Origin of the sequence: Streptomyces sp. NRRL S-37, assembly GCF_000721605.1 — a bacterium.
GTDB lineage: Bacteria > Actinomycetota > Actinomycetes > Streptomycetales > Streptomycetaceae > Streptomyces.
Map to the genome: position 1 here is coordinate 36,088 of NZ_JOIZ01000026.1, position 17,303 is coordinate 53,390.

Consider the following 17,303-nt stretch of genomic DNA (forward strand, 5'->3'; position numbering starts at 1 on the left):
TGCGGGACGGGCTTGGTTCGGGGCTTGGCGGGGTCTCCTTTCATGAGATGTGGGCTCAGTTGCGGCCCATCGGGCGCCAGGCCGCTTCCGGCGGCTACCGGCGGTTCGCCTGGAGCGGGGCCGACGCCGAATGCCGGGATTGGTTCGAGGCGCAGGCGCGCAGCCGCGGGCTGGCCTACGAGACCGACCGGAACGGGAACCAATGGGCCTGGCTCGGGGATCCGGCCGACGGGGACGCCGTCGTCACCGGGTCGCACCTGGACTCGGTGCCGGACGGCGGGGCCTTCGACGGGCCCCTCGGGGTCGTGTCCGCCTTCGCCGCGCTGGATGAGCTGCGGCGGCGGGGCGTGCGGTTCGGCAAGCCGCTCGGCATCGTCAACTTCGGGGACGAGGAGGGCGCCCGCTTCGGACTCGCCTGTGTCGGTTCCCGGCTCACCGCGGGCGCGCTCACCGTCGAGCAGGCCCACCGGCTCACCGACGCGGACGGCATCACCCTCCCGCAGGCCATGGAGGCCGCCGGACACGACCCCGGCACCATCGGCCCCGACCCCGAACGGCTCGACCGCATCGGCGCCTTCGTCGAACTCCACGTCGAACAGGGCCGCGCCCTGGACCTGTCCGGCGACCGCGTCGGCATCGCGTCCGCCATCTGGCCGCACGGCCGCTGGCGGTTCGACTTCCGGGGCGAGGCCAACCACGCCGGCACCACCCGCCTCGCCGACCGGCGCGACCCCATGCTGCCGTACGCCGAGACCGTCCTCGCCGCCCGCCGCGAGGCCGGACTCGCCGGTGCCGTCGCCACCTTCGGCAAGATCACCGTCGAGCCGAACGGCGTCAACGCCGTCCCCTCCCTGGTGCGCGGCTGGCTGGACTCCCGGGCCGCCGACCAGGAGAGCCTGGACACCGTGGTCGAGGCCGTACGGGAGGCCGCCCGCGTCCACGCGCGGGAGCACGGCGTCACCCTCGACGTCGAGCGCGAGTCCTTCACCCCCGTCGTCGAGTTCGACCACGCCCTGCGCGACGAACTCGCACGCATCCTCGGCAGCGACACCGACCTCAAGGTGCCCGTCCTCGGCACCGGCGCCGGACACGATGCCGGAATCCTCTCCGGACGCGTCCCGACCGCCATGCTGTTCGTGCGCAACCCCACCGGCGTCTCGCACTCCCCGGCCGAGTACGCCACCGAGGACGACTGCGTGGCCGGGGTCCTCGCCCTCGCCGACGTACTGGAAGGACTGGCCCGCACGTGACTGCCACCCCGCGGACGTACTGGCTGGAGCACGCCTGGCTCGGCACCCACGTCGAGCCGGGCGTGGCCGTAGAGGTCCGGGACGGCCGCATCACCGCCGTCCGCCCGGACACCCCCGCCCCGCCGCCCGGCGCCGAGATCCTGCGCGGACTGACCCTCCCCGGACTGGCCAACGCCCACAGCCACGCCTTCCACCGCGCCCTGCGCTCCACCGTCCAGGTGGGGTCCGGGACCTTCTGGACCTGGCGCGAGGTCATGTACGCCACGGCCGGCCGGCTCACCCCGGACACGTACCACGCCCTCGCCCGCGCGACCTACGCCGAGATGGCGCTGGCCGGCATCACCACCGTCGGCGAGTTCCACTACGTCCACCACGCCCCCGGCGGCACGCCCTACGCCGACCCCAACGCCATGGGCGAGGCGCTCATCGAGGCCGCCGACGAAGCCGGGATCCGCATCACCCTCCTCGACACCGCCTATCTCTCCTCCGGCTTCGGACAGCCGCCCACCACCCACCAGCTCCGCTTCTCCGACGGCGACGTGGACACCTGGGCCACACGCTGTTCAGTTCTCAAGGAACGGGATCACGCACGGATCGGGGCGGCCGTCCACTCCGTACGGGCCGTACCGGCGGAGCAGCTGGCGACCGTGGCGCGGTGGGCCGAGGAGCGGCGGGCCCCGCTCCATGTGCACCTGTCCGAGCAGACCGCCGAGAACGACGCCTGCCGGGAGGCCCACGGCTGCACCCCGACGCAGCTCCTGGCCCTGCACGGCGTCCTCGGACCGCGCACCACCGGTGTCCACAACACCCACCTCACCGCCGAGGACATCGCCCTCATCGGCGGCAGCGGCACCGGCACCTGCGTGTGCCCGACCACCGAACGCGACCTCGCCGACGGCATCGGACCCGCCGCCGCCCTGCAGAACGAGGGCTCCCCGCTCTGTCTCGGCTCCGACAGCCACGCCGTGATCGACCTGCTCGAAGAGGCCCGCGCGATGGAGCTCGACGAGCGGCTGCGCACCCGCACCCGCGGCCACTGGACGGCCGCCGCGCTGCTGCGGGCCGCCACCGCCGACGGACACGCGGCCCTCGGCTGGGACGACACCGGCCGCATCGAGGCCGGTGCGCGCGCCGACCTCGTCACGATCGCCCTCGACTCGGTCAGAACAGCGGGGCCACCGCCCGGACTCGGCGCCGAGACGGCCGTATTCGCCGCGACGGCCGCGGACGTACGGCACACGGTCGTCGCGGGCCGGCACGTCGTACGCGACGGGGCGCACACGCTCGTCCCCGATGTGCCCGGAGCCCTCGCGCGGGCCGTCGAAGCACTGCGCGCCTGACGACCACCCACGAGGACGCCATCATGAGCAGCACCGTCATCAGCGACATCGCCACGCTGGTCACCAACGACCCCTCCCTCGGTGACAGTTCCCCTCTCGGTCTGATCCGGGACGCGGCCGTCGTCATCGAGGGCGACCGCGTCGTGTGGACCGGTGAATCAAGCAAAGCACCCGCCACTGACAACCGGGTCGACGCCGGAGGCCGGGCGGTCCTGCCGGGCTTCGTCGACTCCCACTCCCACCTGGTCTTCGCCGGCGACCGCACCGAGGAGTTCAACGCCCGCATGTCGGGCCGCGCCTACAGCGCCGGCGGCATCCGTACGACCGTCGCCGCCACCCGGACCGCCGGCGACGCGGAACTGGAGGCGAACCTCACCCGTCTCCTCGGCGAGGCGCTCCGCCAGGGCACCACGACCTTCGAGACCAAGTCCGGCTACGGCCTGACCGTCGAGGACGAGGCCCGCGCCCTGCGCCTGGCCGCCCGCCACACCGACGAGGTCACCTACCTCGGTGCCCACGTCGTCGCGCCCGAGTACGCCGAGGACCCGGCCGGTTACGTCGCCCTGGTCACCGGCGAGATGCTGGACGCCTGCGCGCCGTACGCCCGCTGGATCGACGTCTTCTGCGAGAAGGGCGCCTTCGACGGCGACCAGGCCCGCGCGATCCTCACCGCCGGAAAGGCGAAGGGCCTGCACCCGCGCGTCCACGCCAACCAGTTGTCGTACGGCCCCGGCGTCCGGCTCGCCGTCGAGCTCGACGCGGCCAGCGCCGACCACTGCACCCACCTCACCGACGCCGACGTGGACGCCCTCGCGAACAGCCACACCGTCGCCACCCTGCTCCCCGGCGCCGAGTTCTCCACCCGCGCCGCGTGGCCGGACGCCCGGCGGCTCCTCGACGCCGGGGCCACGGTCGCGCTGTCCACCGACTGCAACCCCGGCTCGTCCTTCACGTCCTCCGTCCCCTTCTGCGTCGCGCTCGCGGTGCGGGACATGGGGATGACGCCGGACGAGGCCGTCTGGTCGGCCACGGCGGGCGGCGCGGCGGCCCTGCGCCGCACCGACATCGGCCGGCTGACCCCGGGCGCGTACGCCGACCTCACCCTTCTCGACGCCCCGAGCCACGTCCACCTCGCCTACCGGCCCGGTGTGCCGCTGGTCGCGGGCGTGTGGCGACGGGGCGTGCGCGAGGTGTGAGCGGCGCGAGGCGCCCCGGGACATCCCGAAGGGGCAGTCCGGCTCCGGGACATCCCGAAGGGGGCGGCCCGGTCCCGGACCGCCCCCTTGAGGACAGGCGTCACCCGGTGAGGATCACTCCTCGACCGTGAGCCCCTTGCGCAGCTTCACCAGCGTCCGCGACAGCAGGCGGGAGACGTGCATCTGGGAGATGCCCAGTTCCTCGCCGATCTCCGACTGGGTCATGCCCGCGACGAAGCGCAGCGAGAGGATCTTCCGGTCCCGCTGCGGCAGTTCGGCGATCAGGGGCTTCAACGACTCGATGTACTCGATGCCTTCGAGTCCGTGGTCCTCGTACCCGATCCGGTCCGCCAGGGCGCCCTCGGTGTCGTCCTCCTCCGGCTGGGCGTCCAGCGAGGAGGCGGTGTAGGCGTTCGACGCCGCCATGCCCTCGATCACCTCGTCGTTGGTGATGCCCAGACGCCCGGCCAGCTCGGCCACCGTCGGCGCCCGGTCCAGCTGCTGGGCCAGCTCGTCACCGGCCTTGGCCAGGTCGAGCCGGAGCTCCTGCAGCCGGCGCGGCACGCGCACGGACCACGAGGTGTCGCGGAAGAAGCGCTTGATCTCGCCGATGATGGTGGGCATCGCGAAGGTGGGGAACTCCACGCCGCGCGACATCTCGAAGCGGTCGATCGCCTTGATCAGGCCGATGGTGCCGACCTGGATGATGTCCTCCATCGGTTCGCTGCGCGAACGGAAACGGGAGGCGGCGAACTTGACCAGGGCGAGGTTCAGCTCCACGAGCGTGTTGCGTACGTACGAATACTCGTGGGTGCCTTCCTCCAGCGACTCGAGGCGCTCGAAGAGGGTCTTGGAGAGGGCTCGGGCGTCGACCGGTCCCACCTCGTCGTACGGGGGGATCTCCGGGAGCCCGGCGAGCAGGTCGTCCGGGACGACGACCAGGTCGTCCTGTTCGATGGGATTCAGATGTTCCGGAGGGAGTGTCGACGTCGCTTCAGGGGTACGCGATGCGTCGAGCCGGGGTGACATGATGTCCTCCATCGTTCTCGGCATATGGCTGCCGAAGCCGATACGTGCACTGCGGTGTGCGGCGCCTCCAAAGCCGGCCGTGTCGGTTACGTGTTCTTGCCTGGGTGCGTGTTCCTACTAGCCCTACCCGCTTTCCCGAGCCAACCGCAAGTGCGTTACGTTCGTATATGTCCGTTTGTGTGTGATTGTTCGGCTGTCGAAGCGTGGCCATAGGGCGTAATGTTCGAGGACGTCAGCAGGCAGCCACGAGGTCGGGAGAGAGAGACGGCATGGACCGCGGGACGGTCGGCAGCGCACAGTCTGGCCGGCTTCTGGTCGAGGTGCGAGAAGAGGGCCCCAGTGCCGTCGTGACTCCGGCGGGTGAGTTGGATCACCACACCGCCGATCTGTTGCGTGAGCCACTGGAGGACTGCCTCGCCAAGGGATTCAAGCGGCTTGTCATCGACTGCTCCCGGCTGGAGTTCTGTGACTCCACGGGGCTGAACGTGCTGCTCGGTGCCCGGCTGAAGGCCGAGGCGGCAGGGGGCGGGGTCCATCTCGTGGGGATGCAGCCCGTCGTCGCGCGGGTGTTCGAGATCACGGGGGCGGACGCGGTGTTCACCGTCCACGACACTCTCGAGGCGGCGCTGGCCGACGATTCGGCGTGACCCGCGCGGGCACGCCCGGCGGGGCGCTCCCGTCACTCCCGTCGTCGGAGAGTCCCTTCCGCCGCGCCTTTTCGTGCGAATACGGGGGTGTCCCCTCGGTCCGCCCGGGCAGGAGACACCCTGAACGCGCCGGACACGGTGGTCGCGAGGGCGCCGGGAACCGGACGCGCCGTATGCGCGTGACCGATCGAGTACGGAAACTTGTGAATCGTGAACTGGTGACACGGTGAGGTGAAGCGCTGATGAGCACCACCCGGCCCTGCTCGCCGGGCGACCGCGGTCCGGAGCCCAGTGGCGCTTCCGGGCCGCCCGTGGGCGGCGCGCCGACGAGGAGCGCGCCCGACGGGGGCGTCGCCGTGCCCACCGTGCCGCCGGAGTCCTCCGAGCCGTCGGACGGCGGTCAGGTCCGCCGGCTGAGCTTCGACGACCAGAGCGGCGTCGTACCGCTCGCCCGTGACTTCACCCGCCAGGCGTTGTACGCGTGGGGCTGGCTGCCCGCGGCCACCGCCGACCGGCGGGCCGCCGCCGAGGACGTCCTGCTCGTCGTCTCCGAGCTGGTCACCAACGCCTGCCTGCACGCCGAGGGGCCGGACCATCTGGCCATCACCTGCGACAGGAAGGTGATCCGGATCGAGGTCACCGACCGGGGTGCGGGGCAGCCGGCCCCGCGCACCCCGCACCGGGCGGGGCGGCCGGGTGGCCACGGCATGTTCATCGTGCAGCGGCTCTGTCTGGACTGGGGGGTCGTACGGGCCCCGGAGGTCGCGGGCAAGACGGTCTGGGCGGAACTCGGGGCACCCGCGTAGCTCCGGCCCGCGGTCGCGGCCGGAGCCCGGCACCGGTCCGCGCCGGTTCCGGCCTGAGGGTTTCCTCGCCCCCGCCGCCCCTTCCCATTCCCGTCCCCGGGGGCGCTGCCCCCAGACCCCTGCTCCTCAAACGCCGGAGGGGCTAAATCTCAGCCCCTCTGGGGGAGTTTGAGGAGCGGGGTCCGGGGCGGAGCCCCAGGTAGGGACGGGAAGGGGCGGCGGGGGCGAAAAAAGCAAAGGATCGCACCCCCACCCCCTTGAACGCCCGAAGGGCCCCGCATCCGATGGATGCGGGGCCCTTCGGCGAGCCGGGAAAGGCTCAGCGCACGTCGCCCATGAGGGCCTTGACCTTGCCGCGGTACATCCACACCGCGACACCGGCGACCACCGCGAGGCTCGCCTCCATCGCGACGATGCCCGTCTTGTTCAGGTCGACACCGGCGAGGGAGAGCAGACCGGTCGTGGCGTCACCGGCGGTGACGGCCAGGAACCAGACGCCCATCATCTGCGAGGCGTACTTCACCGGAGCCATCTTCGTCGTCACCGACAGGCCGACCGGGGAGAGCAGCAGCTCGCCGCAGGTCTGGACGAAGTAGATCGCCACCAGCCACATGGCCGCCGCCTTGTGGCCGCCCTCCGCGATGCCCAGCGGGGCCAGGAAGAGGAAGAAGGACGCACCGACCAGGACCAGACCGAAGGAGAACTTGACGATCGTGCTCGGCTCCTTGCCGCGGCGGGCGAGCGCCAGCCACAGCGTGGCGAAGACCGGGGCCAGGGCCATGATGATGACCGGGTTGACCGACTGGTACCAGGAGACCGGGAAGTCCCAGCCGAGGACGCTGTTCTCGGCCGAGGAGTCGGCGAAGAGCGACAGCGTCGAGCCGCCCTGGTCGTAGATCATCCAGAAGACGGCGGCGGCGACGAAGAACCAGATGTACGCCGACATCTTGGACTGCTCGGCGCGGTCCAGGGACTTGTCACGCTTGATGCGGGTCAGCACCAGCACCGGGATGATCACGCCGAGCAGGGTCAGCGGGACCAGGATCCAGTTCAGGGTGTAGGCGCCGGAGAAGCCGACGATCGCGTAGAAGACGACGGCGAGCGCGGCCCAGAACGCGGCCTTGCGCAGCGTGGAGGTCTTCTCTTCCGCCGACAGCGGCTTCGGGACCACGCTGGAGTGGGGGGCCAGGTGGCGGCTGCCGAGCAGGAACTGGACCACGCCCAGGCCCATGCCCAGCGCGGCGAGCGCGAAGCCCAGGTGCCAGTTGACGCTCTCACCGATGGTGCCGATGACCAGCGGCGCGGCGAAGGCACCCAGGTTGATGCCCATGTAGAAGACGGTGAAGCCACCGTCCCGGCGCGGGTCGTCCGGACCCTGGTAGAGCTGGCCGACCATCGTGGAGATGTTGGCCTTCAGCAGACCGGAACCGATGGCGACCAGGCCGAGCCCCGCGTAGAAGGTGCCGGAGGAGGGCAGGGCCAGCGTCAGGTGGCCCAGCATGATGATTCCGCCGGCGACGGCGACGGTCTTGCGGGGTCCCCAGACACGGTCGCCGAACCAGCCGCCCGGCATCGTGAGCAGGTACACCAGCGAGAGGTACACCGAGTAGATCGCGGTCGCGGTGCCGGCACTGAGGCCGAGGCCGCCCGGCGCGACCAGGTACAGCGGGAGCAGAGCCCTCATGCCGTAGTAGGAGAAACGCTCCCACATCTCGGTCATGAAAAGAGTGGCCAGTCCGCGGGGGTGGCCGAAGAAGGTCTTCTCGGATCCGGGGGTGCCCGGAGTGACCGAGTCCTTCGTCAGGCTGGACGCCATGGTCGATCCTTGCTGGTCGGGACGCGTCGCGCGAGCGTGTACGCGCCCGGTGGGGGGCGGCCGGCACCAGCGGGGCCTGACCGTCCACCCCACGCCCGGGGGAGGGCCGCTCCGGGTCGCGGAACGGCGGACGGCGACCACCGGGATCCACGCCCCGCCGTGCGTCTGCGCGCGACGGGGCCCGGCCACAGGTCATTCCTTCCGGGGCCGGCGCACAGGCCGGCCCGCACACAAAAGAGACCCTCGGCGTCAACTGCGCCAAAGGTCCCCGTGGTGCAACAGGCGTTGATTCACCATACGGCAGGACAGTGCCGGATATGGAAGGACTTGAGACGAGGATCACAGGTTTCACCGGAACCGCGATCACTCATTCGAAGGTCTGCCCTAGGTTCGCACCCCACAGCCGCAGGTGCGAACCGGAGCCGCCTCAGGTGAGAAACGGGTATGCCGGAGGTAAGAGTCAACGCTCGCGATCACACCCCGGGCCCCGTGACGGCGGGACTACCATCACTGGCATGACCCGTGTACTGCTCGCCGAGGACGACGCGTCCATCTCGGAGCCGCTGGCCCGCGCCCTGCGCCGGGAGGGATACGAAGTCGAGGTGCGTGAGGACGGACCCACCGCGCTCGAAGCCGGCATGCAGGGCGGCGTCGACCTGGTGGTGCTGGACCTCGGACTGCCCGGCATGGACGGTCTGGAGGTCGCCCGCCGGCTCCGCTCCGAGGGGCACACGGTTCCCCTGCTGATCCTGACCGCGCGCGCCGACGAGGTGGACACGGTCGTCGGCCTGGACGCGGGCGCCGACGACTACGTCACCAAGCCGTTCCGGCTCGCCGAGCTGCTGGCCCGGGTCCGGGCCCTGCTGCGGCGCGGTTCCGCCGAACCCCAGCAGCCGCCCGCCACCCACGGCGTGCGCATCGACGTCGAGTCGCACCGGGCCTGGATGGGCGACGAGGAGCTCCAGCTCACCGCGAAGGAGTTCGACCTGCTGCGGGTCCTGGTACGGGACGCGGGCCGGGTCGTCACCCGCGACCAGCTGATGCGCGAGGTCTGGGACACCACCTGGTGGTCCTCCACCAAGACCCTCGACATGCACATCTCCTGGCTGCGCAAGAAGCTGGGCGACGACGCGGCCAACCCCCGCTACATCGCGACCGTGCGCGGTGTGGGCTTCCGTTTCGAGAAGAGCTGAACCCCGCCGGGGCCCGCCCGCGGGCAACCGGGGTTCGCCAGTGAGTAAGAGGACATGCGCCGCCGCCTGATCCAGTCCACGCTCGCCGTGGTTCTCGTCGTGATCGCCGTCTTCGGCGTCTCCCTGGTGATCGTCGAGACCCGCACCATCAGCGAGAGCGCCCGGGAGCGGGTGGAGTCCGAGGCCGTCCGGCTGGCCAGCATCGTCGACAGCCGGCTGCTCGTCGAGGACAAGGTCACCGCCGAGATCATCAGCGACCAGGTCACCGAGGACCGGTACGCCGTCATCGAGATCCCCGGCAAGCCGCCCATCGAGGTCGGCACCAAGCCGGACGGCGACGTCATCAGCGCCACGGAACCCGGTGAGGAGGGCGAGACGGTCACCGTCCAGGAGCCGCGCTCCTCGGTGACCCGGGAGGTCGGCCGTACGCTGCTGATCATCGTCCTGGTGGCGCTGCTCGCGGTGGTCGCGGCGGTACTGTTGGCGATCCGCCAGGCCAGCAGGCTCGCCTCCCCGCTGACCGACCTCGCGGAGACCGCCGAACGCCTCGGCTCCGGCGACCCCCGCCCCCGCCACCGCCGCTACGGCGTTCCCGAGCTGGACCGGGTCGCGGACGTGCTGGACCACTCCGCCGAACGCATCGCCCGCATGCTGACCGCCGAGCGGCGCCTCGCCGCCGACGCCTCCCACCAGCTGCGCACCCCCCTCACCGCCCTGTCCATGCGCCTGGAGGAGATCACCCTCACCGACGACCCGGACACGGTGAAGGAGGAGGCCACGATCGCGCTGACGCAGGTGGAGCGGCTGACGGACGTGGTGGAGCGGCTGCTGACCAACTCCCGCGACCCGCGCACCGGCTCCGCGGTCACCTTCGACCTCGACGAGGTGATCCAGCAGCAGCTCGCCGAGTGGCGCCCCGCCTACCGCAGCGCGGGCCGCGCGATCGTCACCTCCGGCAAGCGCGGGCTGCGGGCGGTGGGCACGCCGGGCGCGGTCGCCCAGGTGCTGGCGGCGCTGATCGAGAACTCGCTGATGCACGGGGGCGGCACGGTCGCCCTGCGTACCCGCGTCACCGGCAACCAGGTCGTCGTCGAGGTCACCGACGAGGGACCGGGTGTCCCCGCCGACCTGGGCGCGCGGATCTTCGAACGGGCGATCAGCGGCCGCAACTCCACCGGCATCGGCCTCGCCGTCGCCCGCGACCTCGCGGAGGCGGACGGCGGCCGCCTGGAGATGCTCCAGGCCAGCCCGGCCGTTTTCGGCCTGTTCCTCTCCCGCACACCGCCGCAGAAGTCCCCGGACGACGAGTCCCACCGGACGGTGCGCTGACGGTCAGGGCACGCGCTGCGTCGTGCGGGAGCCCTGGGAGTCGTCGGAGGGGGCGCCCCGCGTCACCGGCTCCCGCACCGGCAGCGCGCGGAACACCCAGGTCCGGTACGACCAGAAGCGGAACAGGGTCGCCACACCGATGCCCAGGAACTTGAAGATGTTGCTCTGCAGCGGGCTGTCCCAGCCGAAACCGTACGTCGCCGTGTACAGCACACCGTTCTCGATCACCAGGCCGACCGCGCTGAACAGCAGGAACAGCGTCATCTCCCGGGTGCGCCCGGACTTGTCGCGGTCCCGGTAGGCGAAGTAGCGGAAGCCGAGGTAGTTGAAGACGATCGCGACGACGGTCGCGATGACGCTCGCTCGCACCACCTGGAGGTCCGTCACCTGCCGGACCAGGTTGAACACGAGGAGATTGACCAGCAGGCCCACTCCGCCGACCGCACCGAACTTCACGACCTCGCGGACCAGCCGGTCGATCCGCTCCCGTACGGTGCCGCGCGGGGCCGGAGCCGGGGCCGTGGTCGGAGGCCCTGAGGAACCGTGTCCCATGGTGGTGCTGGCCCCCGTCCGTCGGTTGGCGTCGATCAGACCATGCTAACCATCCGCATCCGCGATCTTCCTGCGGACGAGGAACGCGACCGCGGATCGGCCGCAGATCCGCCGAGGACCACTCGCGGATCACTCGCGGATCGTCCGGGAAGAGGCCGGTAAACCGGCCACGGTGGCTCGGCCGATACCCTGGGGGCGTGACGTTCCCGGTAGTCGGCATGGTCGGCGGTGGCCAGCTCGCTCGTATGACACACGAGGCGGGCATCCCGCTCGGCATCAAGTTCAAGCTCCTCAGTGACACTCCGCAGGATTCCGCGGCGCAGGTCGTCGGCGATGTCGTCGTCGGCGACCACCGCGACCTGGAGACGCTGCGCGCGTTCGCGCGCGGCTGCGACGTGATCACCTTCGACCACGAGCACGTGCCCACCGAGCACCTCAGGGCCCTGGAGGCGGACGGCATCCCCGTCCGGCCGGGCCCCGACGCGCTCGTGCACGCCCAGGACAAGGGCGTGATGCGCGCGAAGCTCGACGCGATCGGGGTGCCCTGCCCGCGGCACCGCATCGTGGACGGCCCCGAGGACGTGGCCGCGTTCGCCGCGGAGGGCGAGGGCTTCCCCGTCGTCCTCAAGACGGTCCGCGGCGGCTACGACGGCAAGGGCGTGTGGGTCGTCGGCTCCGTCGAGGAGGCCGCCGAGCCGTTCAAGGCCGGTGTCGCCGTCCTCGCCGAGGAGAAGGTCGACTTCGTGCGCGAGCTGGCCGCCAATGTGGTCCGCTCCCCGCACGGGCAGGCCGTCGCCTACCCCGTCGTCGAGTCGCGGCAGGTCGACGGCGTCTGCGACACAGTCATCGCGCCCGCCCCCGGCCTCGACGAGGCCCTCGCGCTGAAGGCCGAGGAGATGGCGCTGACCATCGCCAAGGAGCTGGGCGTCGTCGGCCACCTCGCGGTCGAGCTGTTCCAGACCCGCGACGGACGCATCCTCGTCAACGAGCTCGCGATGCGCCCGCACAACAGCGGCCACTGGAGCCAGGACGGCGCGATCACCAGCCAGTTCGCCAACCACGTCCGCGCCGTCCTCGACCTCCCGCTCGGCGACCCCCGCCCGCGCGCGAAGTGGACGGTCATGGTCAACGTCCTCGGCGGCGACTACCCGGACATGTACTCCGCGTACCTGCACTGCATGGCCCGCGACCCCCAGCTGAAGATCCACATGTACGGCAAGGACGTGAAGCCCGGCCGCAAGGTGGGCCACGTCAACACCTACGGCGACGACCTGGACGACGTGCTGGAGCGCGCCCGTCACGCAGCCGGCTACCTGAGAGGCACGATCACCGAATGAGCCCTGTTGTCGGCATCGTCATGGGGTCGGACTCCGACTGGCCCGTCATGGAAGCGGCGGCCAAGGCCCTCGACGAGTTCGAGATCGCCTACGAGGTCGACGTCGTCTCCGCGCACCGCATGCCCCGCGAGATGATCGCGTACGGCGAGCAGGCCGCGGACCGGGGACTCAAGGTGATCATCGCGGGCGCGGGCGGCGCCGCCCACCTGCCCGGCATGCTCGCCTCGGTCACCCCGCTGCCCGTCATCGGCGTGCCCGTGCCGCTGAAGTACCTCGACGGCATGGACTCCCTGCTGTCCATCGTGCAGATGCCGGCCGGCGTGCCCGTGGCCACCGTCTCCGTCGCCGGCGCGCGCAACGCGGGCCTGCTCGCGGCCCGCGTCCTCGCCGCCCACGACGAGGAACTCCTCGGCCGGATGCGGGAGTTCCAGCAGGAGCTCAACGACCAGGCCACCGAGAAGGGCAAGCGGCTGCGCGCCAAGGCCGAGGGCTCCGCCGCCGGCTTCGGCTTCGGGAAGTGACGCGGATGACCTCGCTGGACCGGGCCCGGGAGCTGCTGCGCGAGTTCCCCGTCGTCGACGGGCACAACGACCTGCCGTGGGCGCTGCGCGAACAGGTCCGCTACGACCTCGACGCCCGCGACATCGCCGGCGACCAGTCCGCCCACCTGCACACCGACCTCCCCCGGCTGCGCGCGGGCGGGGTCGGCGCGCAGTTCTGGTCGGTGTACGTCCGCGCGGACCTGCCCGACCCGGTACCGGCCACGCTGGAACAGATCGACTGCGTACGGCAGTTGCTGGCCCGCCACCCCGAGGAGCTGGCGCCCGCGCTGACCGCCGCCGACATGGAGGCCGCGCGGAGCCAGGGCCGTATCGCCTCCCTGATGGGGGCGGAGGGCGGCCACTCCATAGCCGACTCCCTCGGCACGCTGCGGGGGTTGTACGACCTCGGCGTGCGCTATCTGACCCTCACCCACAACTTCAACGTGGCGTGGGCGGATTCGGCGACCGACGAGCCCGGCGTGGGCGGACTGTCGGCCTTCGGCCGCGAGGTGGTGCGGGAGATGAACCGGCTCGGCATGCTGGTCGACCTCTCCCACGTCGCCGCGACGACCATGCGGGACGCGCTGGACACCACCTCGGCGCCGGTGATCTTCTCGCACTCCTCCGCCCGCGCGGTCTGCGACCACCCGCGCAACATCCCCGACGACGTGCTGGAGCGGCTGCCCGCCAACGGCGGTGTCGCGATGGTGACGTTCGTGCCGAAGTTCGTGCTCCAGGCGGCCGTCGACTGGACGGCCGCGGCCGACGAGAACATGCGCGCCCACGGCTTCCACCCTCTCGACACCACCGCCGAGGGGATGCGGATCCACCGCGCCTTCGAGGAGACCCACCCGCGCCCGGTCGCCACCGTGTCCACCGTGGCCGACCACCTCGACCACATGCGCGAGGTCGCCGGCGTCGACCACCTCGGCATCGGCGGCGACTACGACGGCACGGCCTTCACCCCCGACGGCCTGAACGACGTCTCCGGCTACCCGAACCTGATCGCCGAGCTCCTCGACCGCGGCTGGTCGAAGGCCGACCTGGCCAAGCTCACGTGGAAGAACGCGGTACGGGTCCTGGGCGCCGCGGAGGACGTGGCCCGGCACCTCCGGGAAACCCGCGCCCCGTCCAACGCCACCCTGGCCTCCCTGGACGGCTGAGCGGCCAGGACCGTCAGGTCAGGGCTGTTCGATCCGGCAGAGGCAGAACGGATGCCCCGCCGGATCGGCGTACACCCGGAAGCCCTTGCTCTCGTCGTCCTCCCGGTCCAGCACCCGCGCCCCCAGCGCCAGCACCTTCGCCTCGGCCGCGTCGATCTCCTCCCAGGTCCCGCCGGCGTCGAAGTCGAGGTGGAACTGCTGGGAGTCGTGGCCGGCGCTCGGCCAGTCGGGCGGGGTGTGCCCCGGCGCCCGCTGGAAGGCGAGCCGGGGCCCCGAGGGGATCTGCAGCACCACCCAGTCGGGGCTCTCCTCCACGGGCGTGCCGCCGCCGACGGCCGCGTAGAAGACGGCCAGTTCCCGCGGGTCGGGACAGTCGAGGACGACGGAGCGCAGACGGGCCACGGGGGCCATGGATCCTCCAGGGTTCAGCGGGTCAGCAGGCGCACAGGCAGAACGGGTGCCCGGCCGGATCCGCGTAAACCCGGAAGGTCCGCGAGCGGTCGTCGGCGTCCAGCGGCCTCGCGCCCAGCGCCAGCGCCTCCTTCTCGGCCGCGTCCAGGTCCTCGACCGTCAGGTCCAGGTGGAACTGCTGCGAGCGCTCGGCCGACGGCCACTCCGGCGCCACATACCCCGGAGCCGCCTGGAAGGCCAGCGTCGGGCCGCCGTCCACCTTCAGGTCCACCCACTCGCCCTCGTCCACCACGGTGCCGCCCACCAGTCCGGCATAGAAACCGGCCAGCGTGCGGGGGTCCGGACAGTCCAGGACGACGGCGCCCACCTTGGCAACGGACATGACTTCCTCCTCGTTGTTACCGTCAAAGCCGGGTAACCAGTAACCGTTACCGCATGCTCCCGCATCGGAGGTAACGTCGCAAGGGATAAACAAAACAAAGGGAGAGGCGGCGTCCAGGCATGAGTGAGAGAGCGGCTCCGCCCGGGCGGCTGGCCCTGGTCCAGGCCCTGGTCAACACGCTGGACGTCGCATCGGGCGCCGACGCGCTGGACACGGCGGACGGCCGCGCGCCGTTCGGGCTCACCGAGGACACCGTCGCATCCGCCCGCGAACTGCGCGAATCCCTGCGCGCCACCCTGCTCGCCCACGCCGGACACCCGCCCCACCGCGCGGTCACCCCGCTCGGCGAGCTGCTCGCCCGGGCGCCCCTGGTGGTCACCGTCGACCCGGCGGACGGCTCCGCCGCACTCGTCCCCGTCGACGACGGGCCCCTGCTCGCCCGTATCGCCGCCGCCGTCGCCGAGGCGGTCACGGCGGGCACCTGGAACCGGCTGAAGGCCTGCGAGGCCGACGACTGCCTCTGGGCGTACTACGACCGCAGCCCCGCCGGACGCGGCCGCTGGTGCTCCATGCAGGTGTGCGGGGCCCGCGCGAAGATGCGGCGCTACCGGGCGAAGGGGGCGTGAACGCTCCGCCGGCGGTGTGATGTCGGTCGTCTGCTGAGCCGTCGTGGCTGGTCGCGCCCACGCGGCGGTAGCCGCACGTCAATACGGCCCCGCGACCCTTCAGAGCGCTGCCGGGTCCACGCGAAGAGCGCGTAGCCGCACCGCGCCCGCGTCCGGTTTGGCAGAATGCGGCAGGGCGCCGGTTCGGCCGACTGAGCCTCGGCCGAACCGGCGCCCTCCGCTTTCCGGCTACGCGGTGGGGCGCCCCATCGCGCGGTAACGCCAGCCGGCCCGGCGCCACACCTCCGGGTCGAGCGCGTTGCGCCCGTCGAGGATCAGCCGCTGGGCCGCCACCTCGCCCAGCGCCGCCGCGTCCAGCTCACGGAACTCCCGCCACTCCGTCAGGTGCAGTACGACGTCCGCGCCGCGCACCGCCTCCAGCGCCGAGTCGGCGTACCCCAGGGTCGGGAAGAGACGGCGGGCGTTGTCCATGCCCTTCGGGTCGTACACCGTGACCTGGCCGCCCTGCAGGTGGATCTGCCCGGCCACGTTCAGCGCCGGCGAGTCCCGGACGTCGTCCGAGTCCGGCTTGAAGGTCGCGCCCAGCACCGCCACCCGCTTGCCCAGGAACGACCCGCCGCCCAGCGCCTGCCGGGTCAGCTCCACCATCCGGCCGCGCTGGCGCATGTTGATCGAGTCGATCTCCCGCAGGAACGTCAGCGCCTGGTCCGCGCCCAGCTCACCGGCGCGCGCCATGAACGCCCGGATGTCCTTCGGCAGGCAGCCGCCGCCGAAACCGATCCCGGCCCGCAGGAACTTCGCGCCGATCCGGTCGTCGTAGCCGATGGCCTCCGCCAGCTTGGCGACGTCACCGTCCGCGGCCTCGCACACCTCGGCCATCGCGTTGATGAACGAGATCTTCGTGGCCAGGAAGGAGTTCGCCGAGGTCTTCACCAGCTCCGCGGTCGCGAAGTCCGTCACCACGAACGGCGAACCCTCCCCGACCGGCGTGGCGTACACCTCCCGCAGCACCTTCTCCGCCCGCTCGCTGCGCACCCCCACCACGATCCGGTCCGGGTGCAGCGTGTCCCGCACGGCGAAGCCCTCGCGCAGGAACTCGGGGTTCCACGCCAGCTCCGCGTCCTCCCCCGCGGGGGCGTGCTCGGCCAGGTAGGCGGCCAGCCGGTCCGCCGAGCCGACGGGCACCGTCGACTTGCCCACGACCAGCGCCGCACCCTTCAGATGCGGCGCGAGCGAGGCGATCGCGGAGTCCACGTACGACATGTCGCAGGCGTACTCGCCGTGCCGCTGCGGGGTGTTCACACACACGAAGTGGACGTCGCCGAACTCCCCGAGCTCGGCCCAGTCCATCGTGAACCGCAGCCGCCCGCTGGACCCCTCGATCCCGGCCACGTGCCTGCGCAGCAGCTCCTCCAGCCCCGGCTCGTACATCGGGACCTCACCGCGCCGGAGCTTGTCGATCTTCTCCGGTACGACATCGAGACCCAGCACCTCGAACCCCAGCTCCGCCATGGCCGCCGCGTGGGTCGCGCCGAGATAACCGGTGCCGATCACGGTGATCTTGAGGGCCATGCGTGCTCCAGGGGTCTACGGCGTGGGGTGCGGGCCCGAGCATAACCGGGGGCACGGGACCGCCACCGGTGGGCTGTCGTCCAGCTCACCTATCCACAACCGTGGATGACGC

At 71.6% G+C, this 17,303-nt stretch carries 17 protein-coding genes; 11 read left to right on the plus strand and 6 right to left on the minus strand.

What is annotated here, in order from left to right; genetic code table 11:
* The first annotated feature begins 47 nt into the window (after window positions 1-47).
* Genes IH50_RS0131550 through hutI form a run of 3 tightly spaced genes read left to right on the plus strand, consistent with a single transcriptional unit; the run spans window position 48 to window position 3,786 of the window.
* Window positions 48-1,250, plus strand: coding sequence for an allantoate amidohydrolase (locus tag IH50_RS0131550; RefSeq protein WP_030870038.1), 1,203 nt, complete (start codon window positions 48-50; stop codon window positions 1,248-1,250).
* Window positions 1,247-2,590 (plus strand): formimidoylglutamate deiminase, encoded by a 1,344-nt coding sequence (locus IH50_RS0131555; protein WP_030870040.1) that lies wholly within the window; start codon window positions 1,247-1,249, stop codon window positions 2,588-2,590. Before IH50_RS0131550 ends, IH50_RS0131555 begins: the two co-directional genes overlap by 4 nt.
* Before the next feature lie 23 nt (window positions 2,591-2,613).
* Window positions 2,614-3,786 (plus strand): imidazolonepropionase, encoded by a 1,173-nt coding sequence (gene hutI / locus IH50_RS0131560; protein ID WP_234328271.1) that lies wholly within the window; start codon window positions 2,614-2,616, stop codon window positions 3,784-3,786.
* Between the two features lie 114 nt (window positions 3,787-3,900).
* Here hutI and IH50_RS0131565 read toward each other — a convergent pair whose 3' ends face one another.
* Window positions 3,901-4,827, minus strand: coding sequence for an RNA polymerase sigma factor SigF (locus IH50_RS0131565; protein WP_030870053.1), 927 nt, complete (start codon window positions 4,825-4,827; stop codon window positions 3,901-3,903).
* A gap of 257 nt (window positions 4,828-5,084) precedes the next feature.
* Here IH50_RS0131565 and IH50_RS0131570 point away from each other — a divergent pair, with 257 nt between their 5' ends.
* The gene (locus IH50_RS0131570; RefSeq protein ID WP_030870057.1) at window positions 5,085-5,462 is read left to right on the plus strand and encodes an STAS domain-containing protein; all 378 of its coding nucleotides are present in this window, start codon (window positions 5,085-5,087) and stop codon (window positions 5,460-5,462) included.
* A 242-nt stretch (window positions 5,463-5,704) separates the two neighbouring features.
* Complete coding sequence (locus tag IH50_RS0131575) at window positions 5,705-6,268, plus strand: ATP-binding protein (RefSeq protein WP_030870059.1); 564 nt, start codon at window positions 5,705-5,707, stop codon at window positions 6,266-6,268.
* Between the two features lie 319 nt (window positions 6,269-6,587).
* Here IH50_RS0131575 and IH50_RS0131580 read toward each other — a convergent pair whose 3' ends face one another.
* On the minus strand, window positions 6,588-8,084 hold the full coding sequence (locus IH50_RS0131580; RefSeq protein ID WP_030870061.1) for an oligopeptide:H+ symporter: 1,497 nt from the start codon (window positions 8,082-8,084) through the stop codon (window positions 6,588-6,590).
* A 515-nt stretch (window positions 8,085-8,599) separates the two neighbouring features.
* On the opposite strand from IH50_RS0131580, the gene IH50_RS0131585 reads away from it, so the two are divergent.
* Both IH50_RS0131585 and IH50_RS0131590 read left to right on the plus strand, forming a co-directional pair.
* Window positions 8,600-9,277, plus strand: coding sequence for a response regulator transcription factor (locus IH50_RS0131585; protein WP_030821646.1), 678 nt, complete (start codon window positions 8,600-8,602; stop codon window positions 9,275-9,277).
* A 54-nt stretch (window positions 9,278-9,331) separates the two neighbouring features.
* Window positions 9,332-10,606: an ATP-binding protein gene (locus IH50_RS0131590; protein ID WP_030870064.1), complete on the plus strand. Its 1,275-nt coding sequence runs from the start codon at window positions 9,332-9,334 to the stop codon at window positions 10,604-10,606.
* 3 nt (window positions 10,607-10,609) lie between these two features.
* On the opposite strand, the gene IH50_RS0131595 is transcribed toward IH50_RS0131590, so the two are convergent.
* The gene (locus IH50_RS0131595; protein ID WP_051767522.1) at window positions 10,610-11,158 is read right to left on the minus strand and encodes a GtrA family protein; all 549 of its coding nucleotides are present in this window, start codon (window positions 11,156-11,158) and stop codon (window positions 10,610-10,612) included.
* Window positions 11,159-11,355: 197 nt separating this feature from the next.
* Here IH50_RS0131595 and IH50_RS0131600 point away from each other — a divergent pair, with 197 nt between their 5' ends.
* The 3 genes from IH50_RS0131600 to IH50_RS0131610 are packed head-to-tail and all read left to right on the plus strand — an operon-like array spanning window position 11,356 to window position 14,200.
* Window positions 11,356-12,495 (plus strand): 5-(carboxyamino)imidazole ribonucleotide synthase, encoded by a 1,140-nt coding sequence (locus IH50_RS0131600; protein WP_030870069.1) that lies wholly within the window; start codon window positions 11,356-11,358, stop codon window positions 12,493-12,495.
* The gene (gene purE, locus IH50_RS0131605; protein ID WP_030870071.1) at window positions 12,492-13,016 is read left to right on the plus strand and encodes a 5-(carboxyamino)imidazole ribonucleotide mutase; all 525 of its coding nucleotides are present in this window, start codon (window positions 12,492-12,494) and stop codon (window positions 13,014-13,016) included. Before IH50_RS0131600 ends, purE begins: the two co-directional genes overlap by 4 nt.
* A 5-nt stretch (window positions 13,017-13,021) precedes the next feature.
* Window positions 13,022-14,200 (plus strand): dipeptidase, encoded by a 1,179-nt coding sequence (locus IH50_RS0131610; protein WP_030870074.1) that lies wholly within the window; start codon window positions 13,022-13,024, stop codon window positions 14,198-14,200.
* Window positions 14,201-14,218: 18 nt separating this feature from the next.
* On the opposite strand, the gene IH50_RS0131615 is transcribed toward IH50_RS0131610, so the two are convergent.
* Both IH50_RS0131615 and IH50_RS0131620 read right to left on the minus strand, forming a co-directional pair.
* The gene (locus tag IH50_RS0131615; RefSeq protein WP_030870077.1) at window positions 14,219-14,611 is read right to left on the minus strand and encodes a VOC family protein; all 393 of its coding nucleotides are present in this window, start codon (window positions 14,609-14,611) and stop codon (window positions 14,219-14,221) included.
* Window positions 14,612-14,633: 22 nt separating this feature from the next.
* Entirely contained in the window at window positions 14,634-14,993 is a 360-nt protein-coding gene (locus tag IH50_RS0131620) for a VOC family protein (protein WP_030870083.1), read from the minus strand.
* Between the two features lie 119 nt (window positions 14,994-15,112).
* On the opposite strand from IH50_RS0131620, the gene IH50_RS0131625 reads away from it, so the two are divergent.
* The gene (locus IH50_RS0131625; RefSeq protein WP_030870085.1) at window positions 15,113-15,619 is read left to right on the plus strand and encodes a CGNR zinc finger domain-containing protein; all 507 of its coding nucleotides are present in this window, start codon (window positions 15,113-15,115) and stop codon (window positions 15,617-15,619) included.
* A gap of 228 nt (window positions 15,620-15,847) precedes the next feature.
* Here IH50_RS0131625 and IH50_RS0131630 read toward each other — a convergent pair whose 3' ends face one another.
* Window positions 15,848-17,191, minus strand: a complete 1,344-nt coding sequence (locus IH50_RS0131630) for a UDP-glucose dehydrogenase family protein (RefSeq protein ID WP_030870089.1) — start codon at window positions 17,189-17,191, stop codon at window positions 15,848-15,850.
* Window positions 17,192-17,303: the final 112 nt, after the last annotated feature.

What these genes read in the sequence shown, in the direction of transcription:
- IH50_RS0131550 (WP_030870038.1), top strand. Translation starts at nt 48, where the DNA reads ATGTGGGCTCAGTTGCGGCCCATCGGGCGCCAGGCCGCTTCCGGCGGC.
- hutI (WP_234328271.1), top strand. Translation starts at nt 2,614, where the DNA reads ATGAGCAGCACCGTCATCAGCGACATCGCCACGCTGGTCACCAACGAC.
- IH50_RS0131565 (WP_030870053.1), bottom strand. Translation starts at nt 4,827, where the DNA reads ATGGAGGACATCATGTCACCCCGGCTCGACGCATCGCGTACCCCTGAA.
- IH50_RS0131570 (WP_030870057.1), top strand. Translation starts at nt 5,085, where the DNA reads ATGGACCGCGGGACGGTCGGCAGCGCACAGTCTGGCCGGCTTCTGGTC.
- IH50_RS0131575 (WP_030870059.1), top strand. Translation starts at nt 5,705, where the DNA reads ATGAGCACCACCCGGCCCTGCTCGCCGGGCGACCGCGGTCCGGAGCCC.
- IH50_RS0131580 (WP_030870061.1), bottom strand. Translation starts at nt 8,084, where the DNA reads ATGGCGTCCAGCCTGACGAAGGACTCGGTCACTCCGGGCACCCCCGGA.
- IH50_RS0131585 (WP_030821646.1), top strand. Translation starts at nt 8,600, where the DNA reads ATGACCCGTGTACTGCTCGCCGAGGACGACGCGTCCATCTCGGAGCCG.
- IH50_RS0131590 (WP_030870064.1), top strand. Translation starts at nt 9,332, where the DNA reads ATGCGCCGCCGCCTGATCCAGTCCACGCTCGCCGTGGTTCTCGTCGTG.
- IH50_RS0131595 (WP_051767522.1), bottom strand. Translation starts at nt 11,158, where the DNA reads ATGGGACACGGTTCCTCAGGGCCTCCGACCACGGCCCCGGCTCCGGCC.
- purE (WP_030870071.1), top strand. Translation starts at nt 12,492, where the DNA reads ATGAGCCCTGTTGTCGGCATCGTCATGGGGTCGGACTCCGACTGGCCC.
- IH50_RS0131610 (WP_030870074.1), top strand. Translation starts at nt 13,022, where the DNA reads ATGACCTCGCTGGACCGGGCCCGGGAGCTGCTGCGCGAGTTCCCCGTC.
- IH50_RS0131615 (WP_030870077.1), bottom strand. Translation starts at nt 14,611, where the DNA reads ATGGCCCCCGTGGCCCGTCTGCGCTCCGTCGTCCTCGACTGTCCCGAC.
- IH50_RS0131620 (WP_030870083.1), bottom strand. Translation starts at nt 14,993, where the DNA reads ATGTCCGTTGCCAAGGTGGGCGCCGTCGTCCTGGACTGTCCGGACCCC.
- IH50_RS0131625 (WP_030870085.1), top strand. Translation starts at nt 15,113, where the DNA reads ATGAGTGAGAGAGCGGCTCCGCCCGGGCGGCTGGCCCTGGTCCAGGCC.
- IH50_RS0131630 (WP_030870089.1), bottom strand. Translation starts at nt 17,191, where the DNA reads ATGGCCCTCAAGATCACCGTGATCGGCACCGGTTATCTCGGCGCGACC.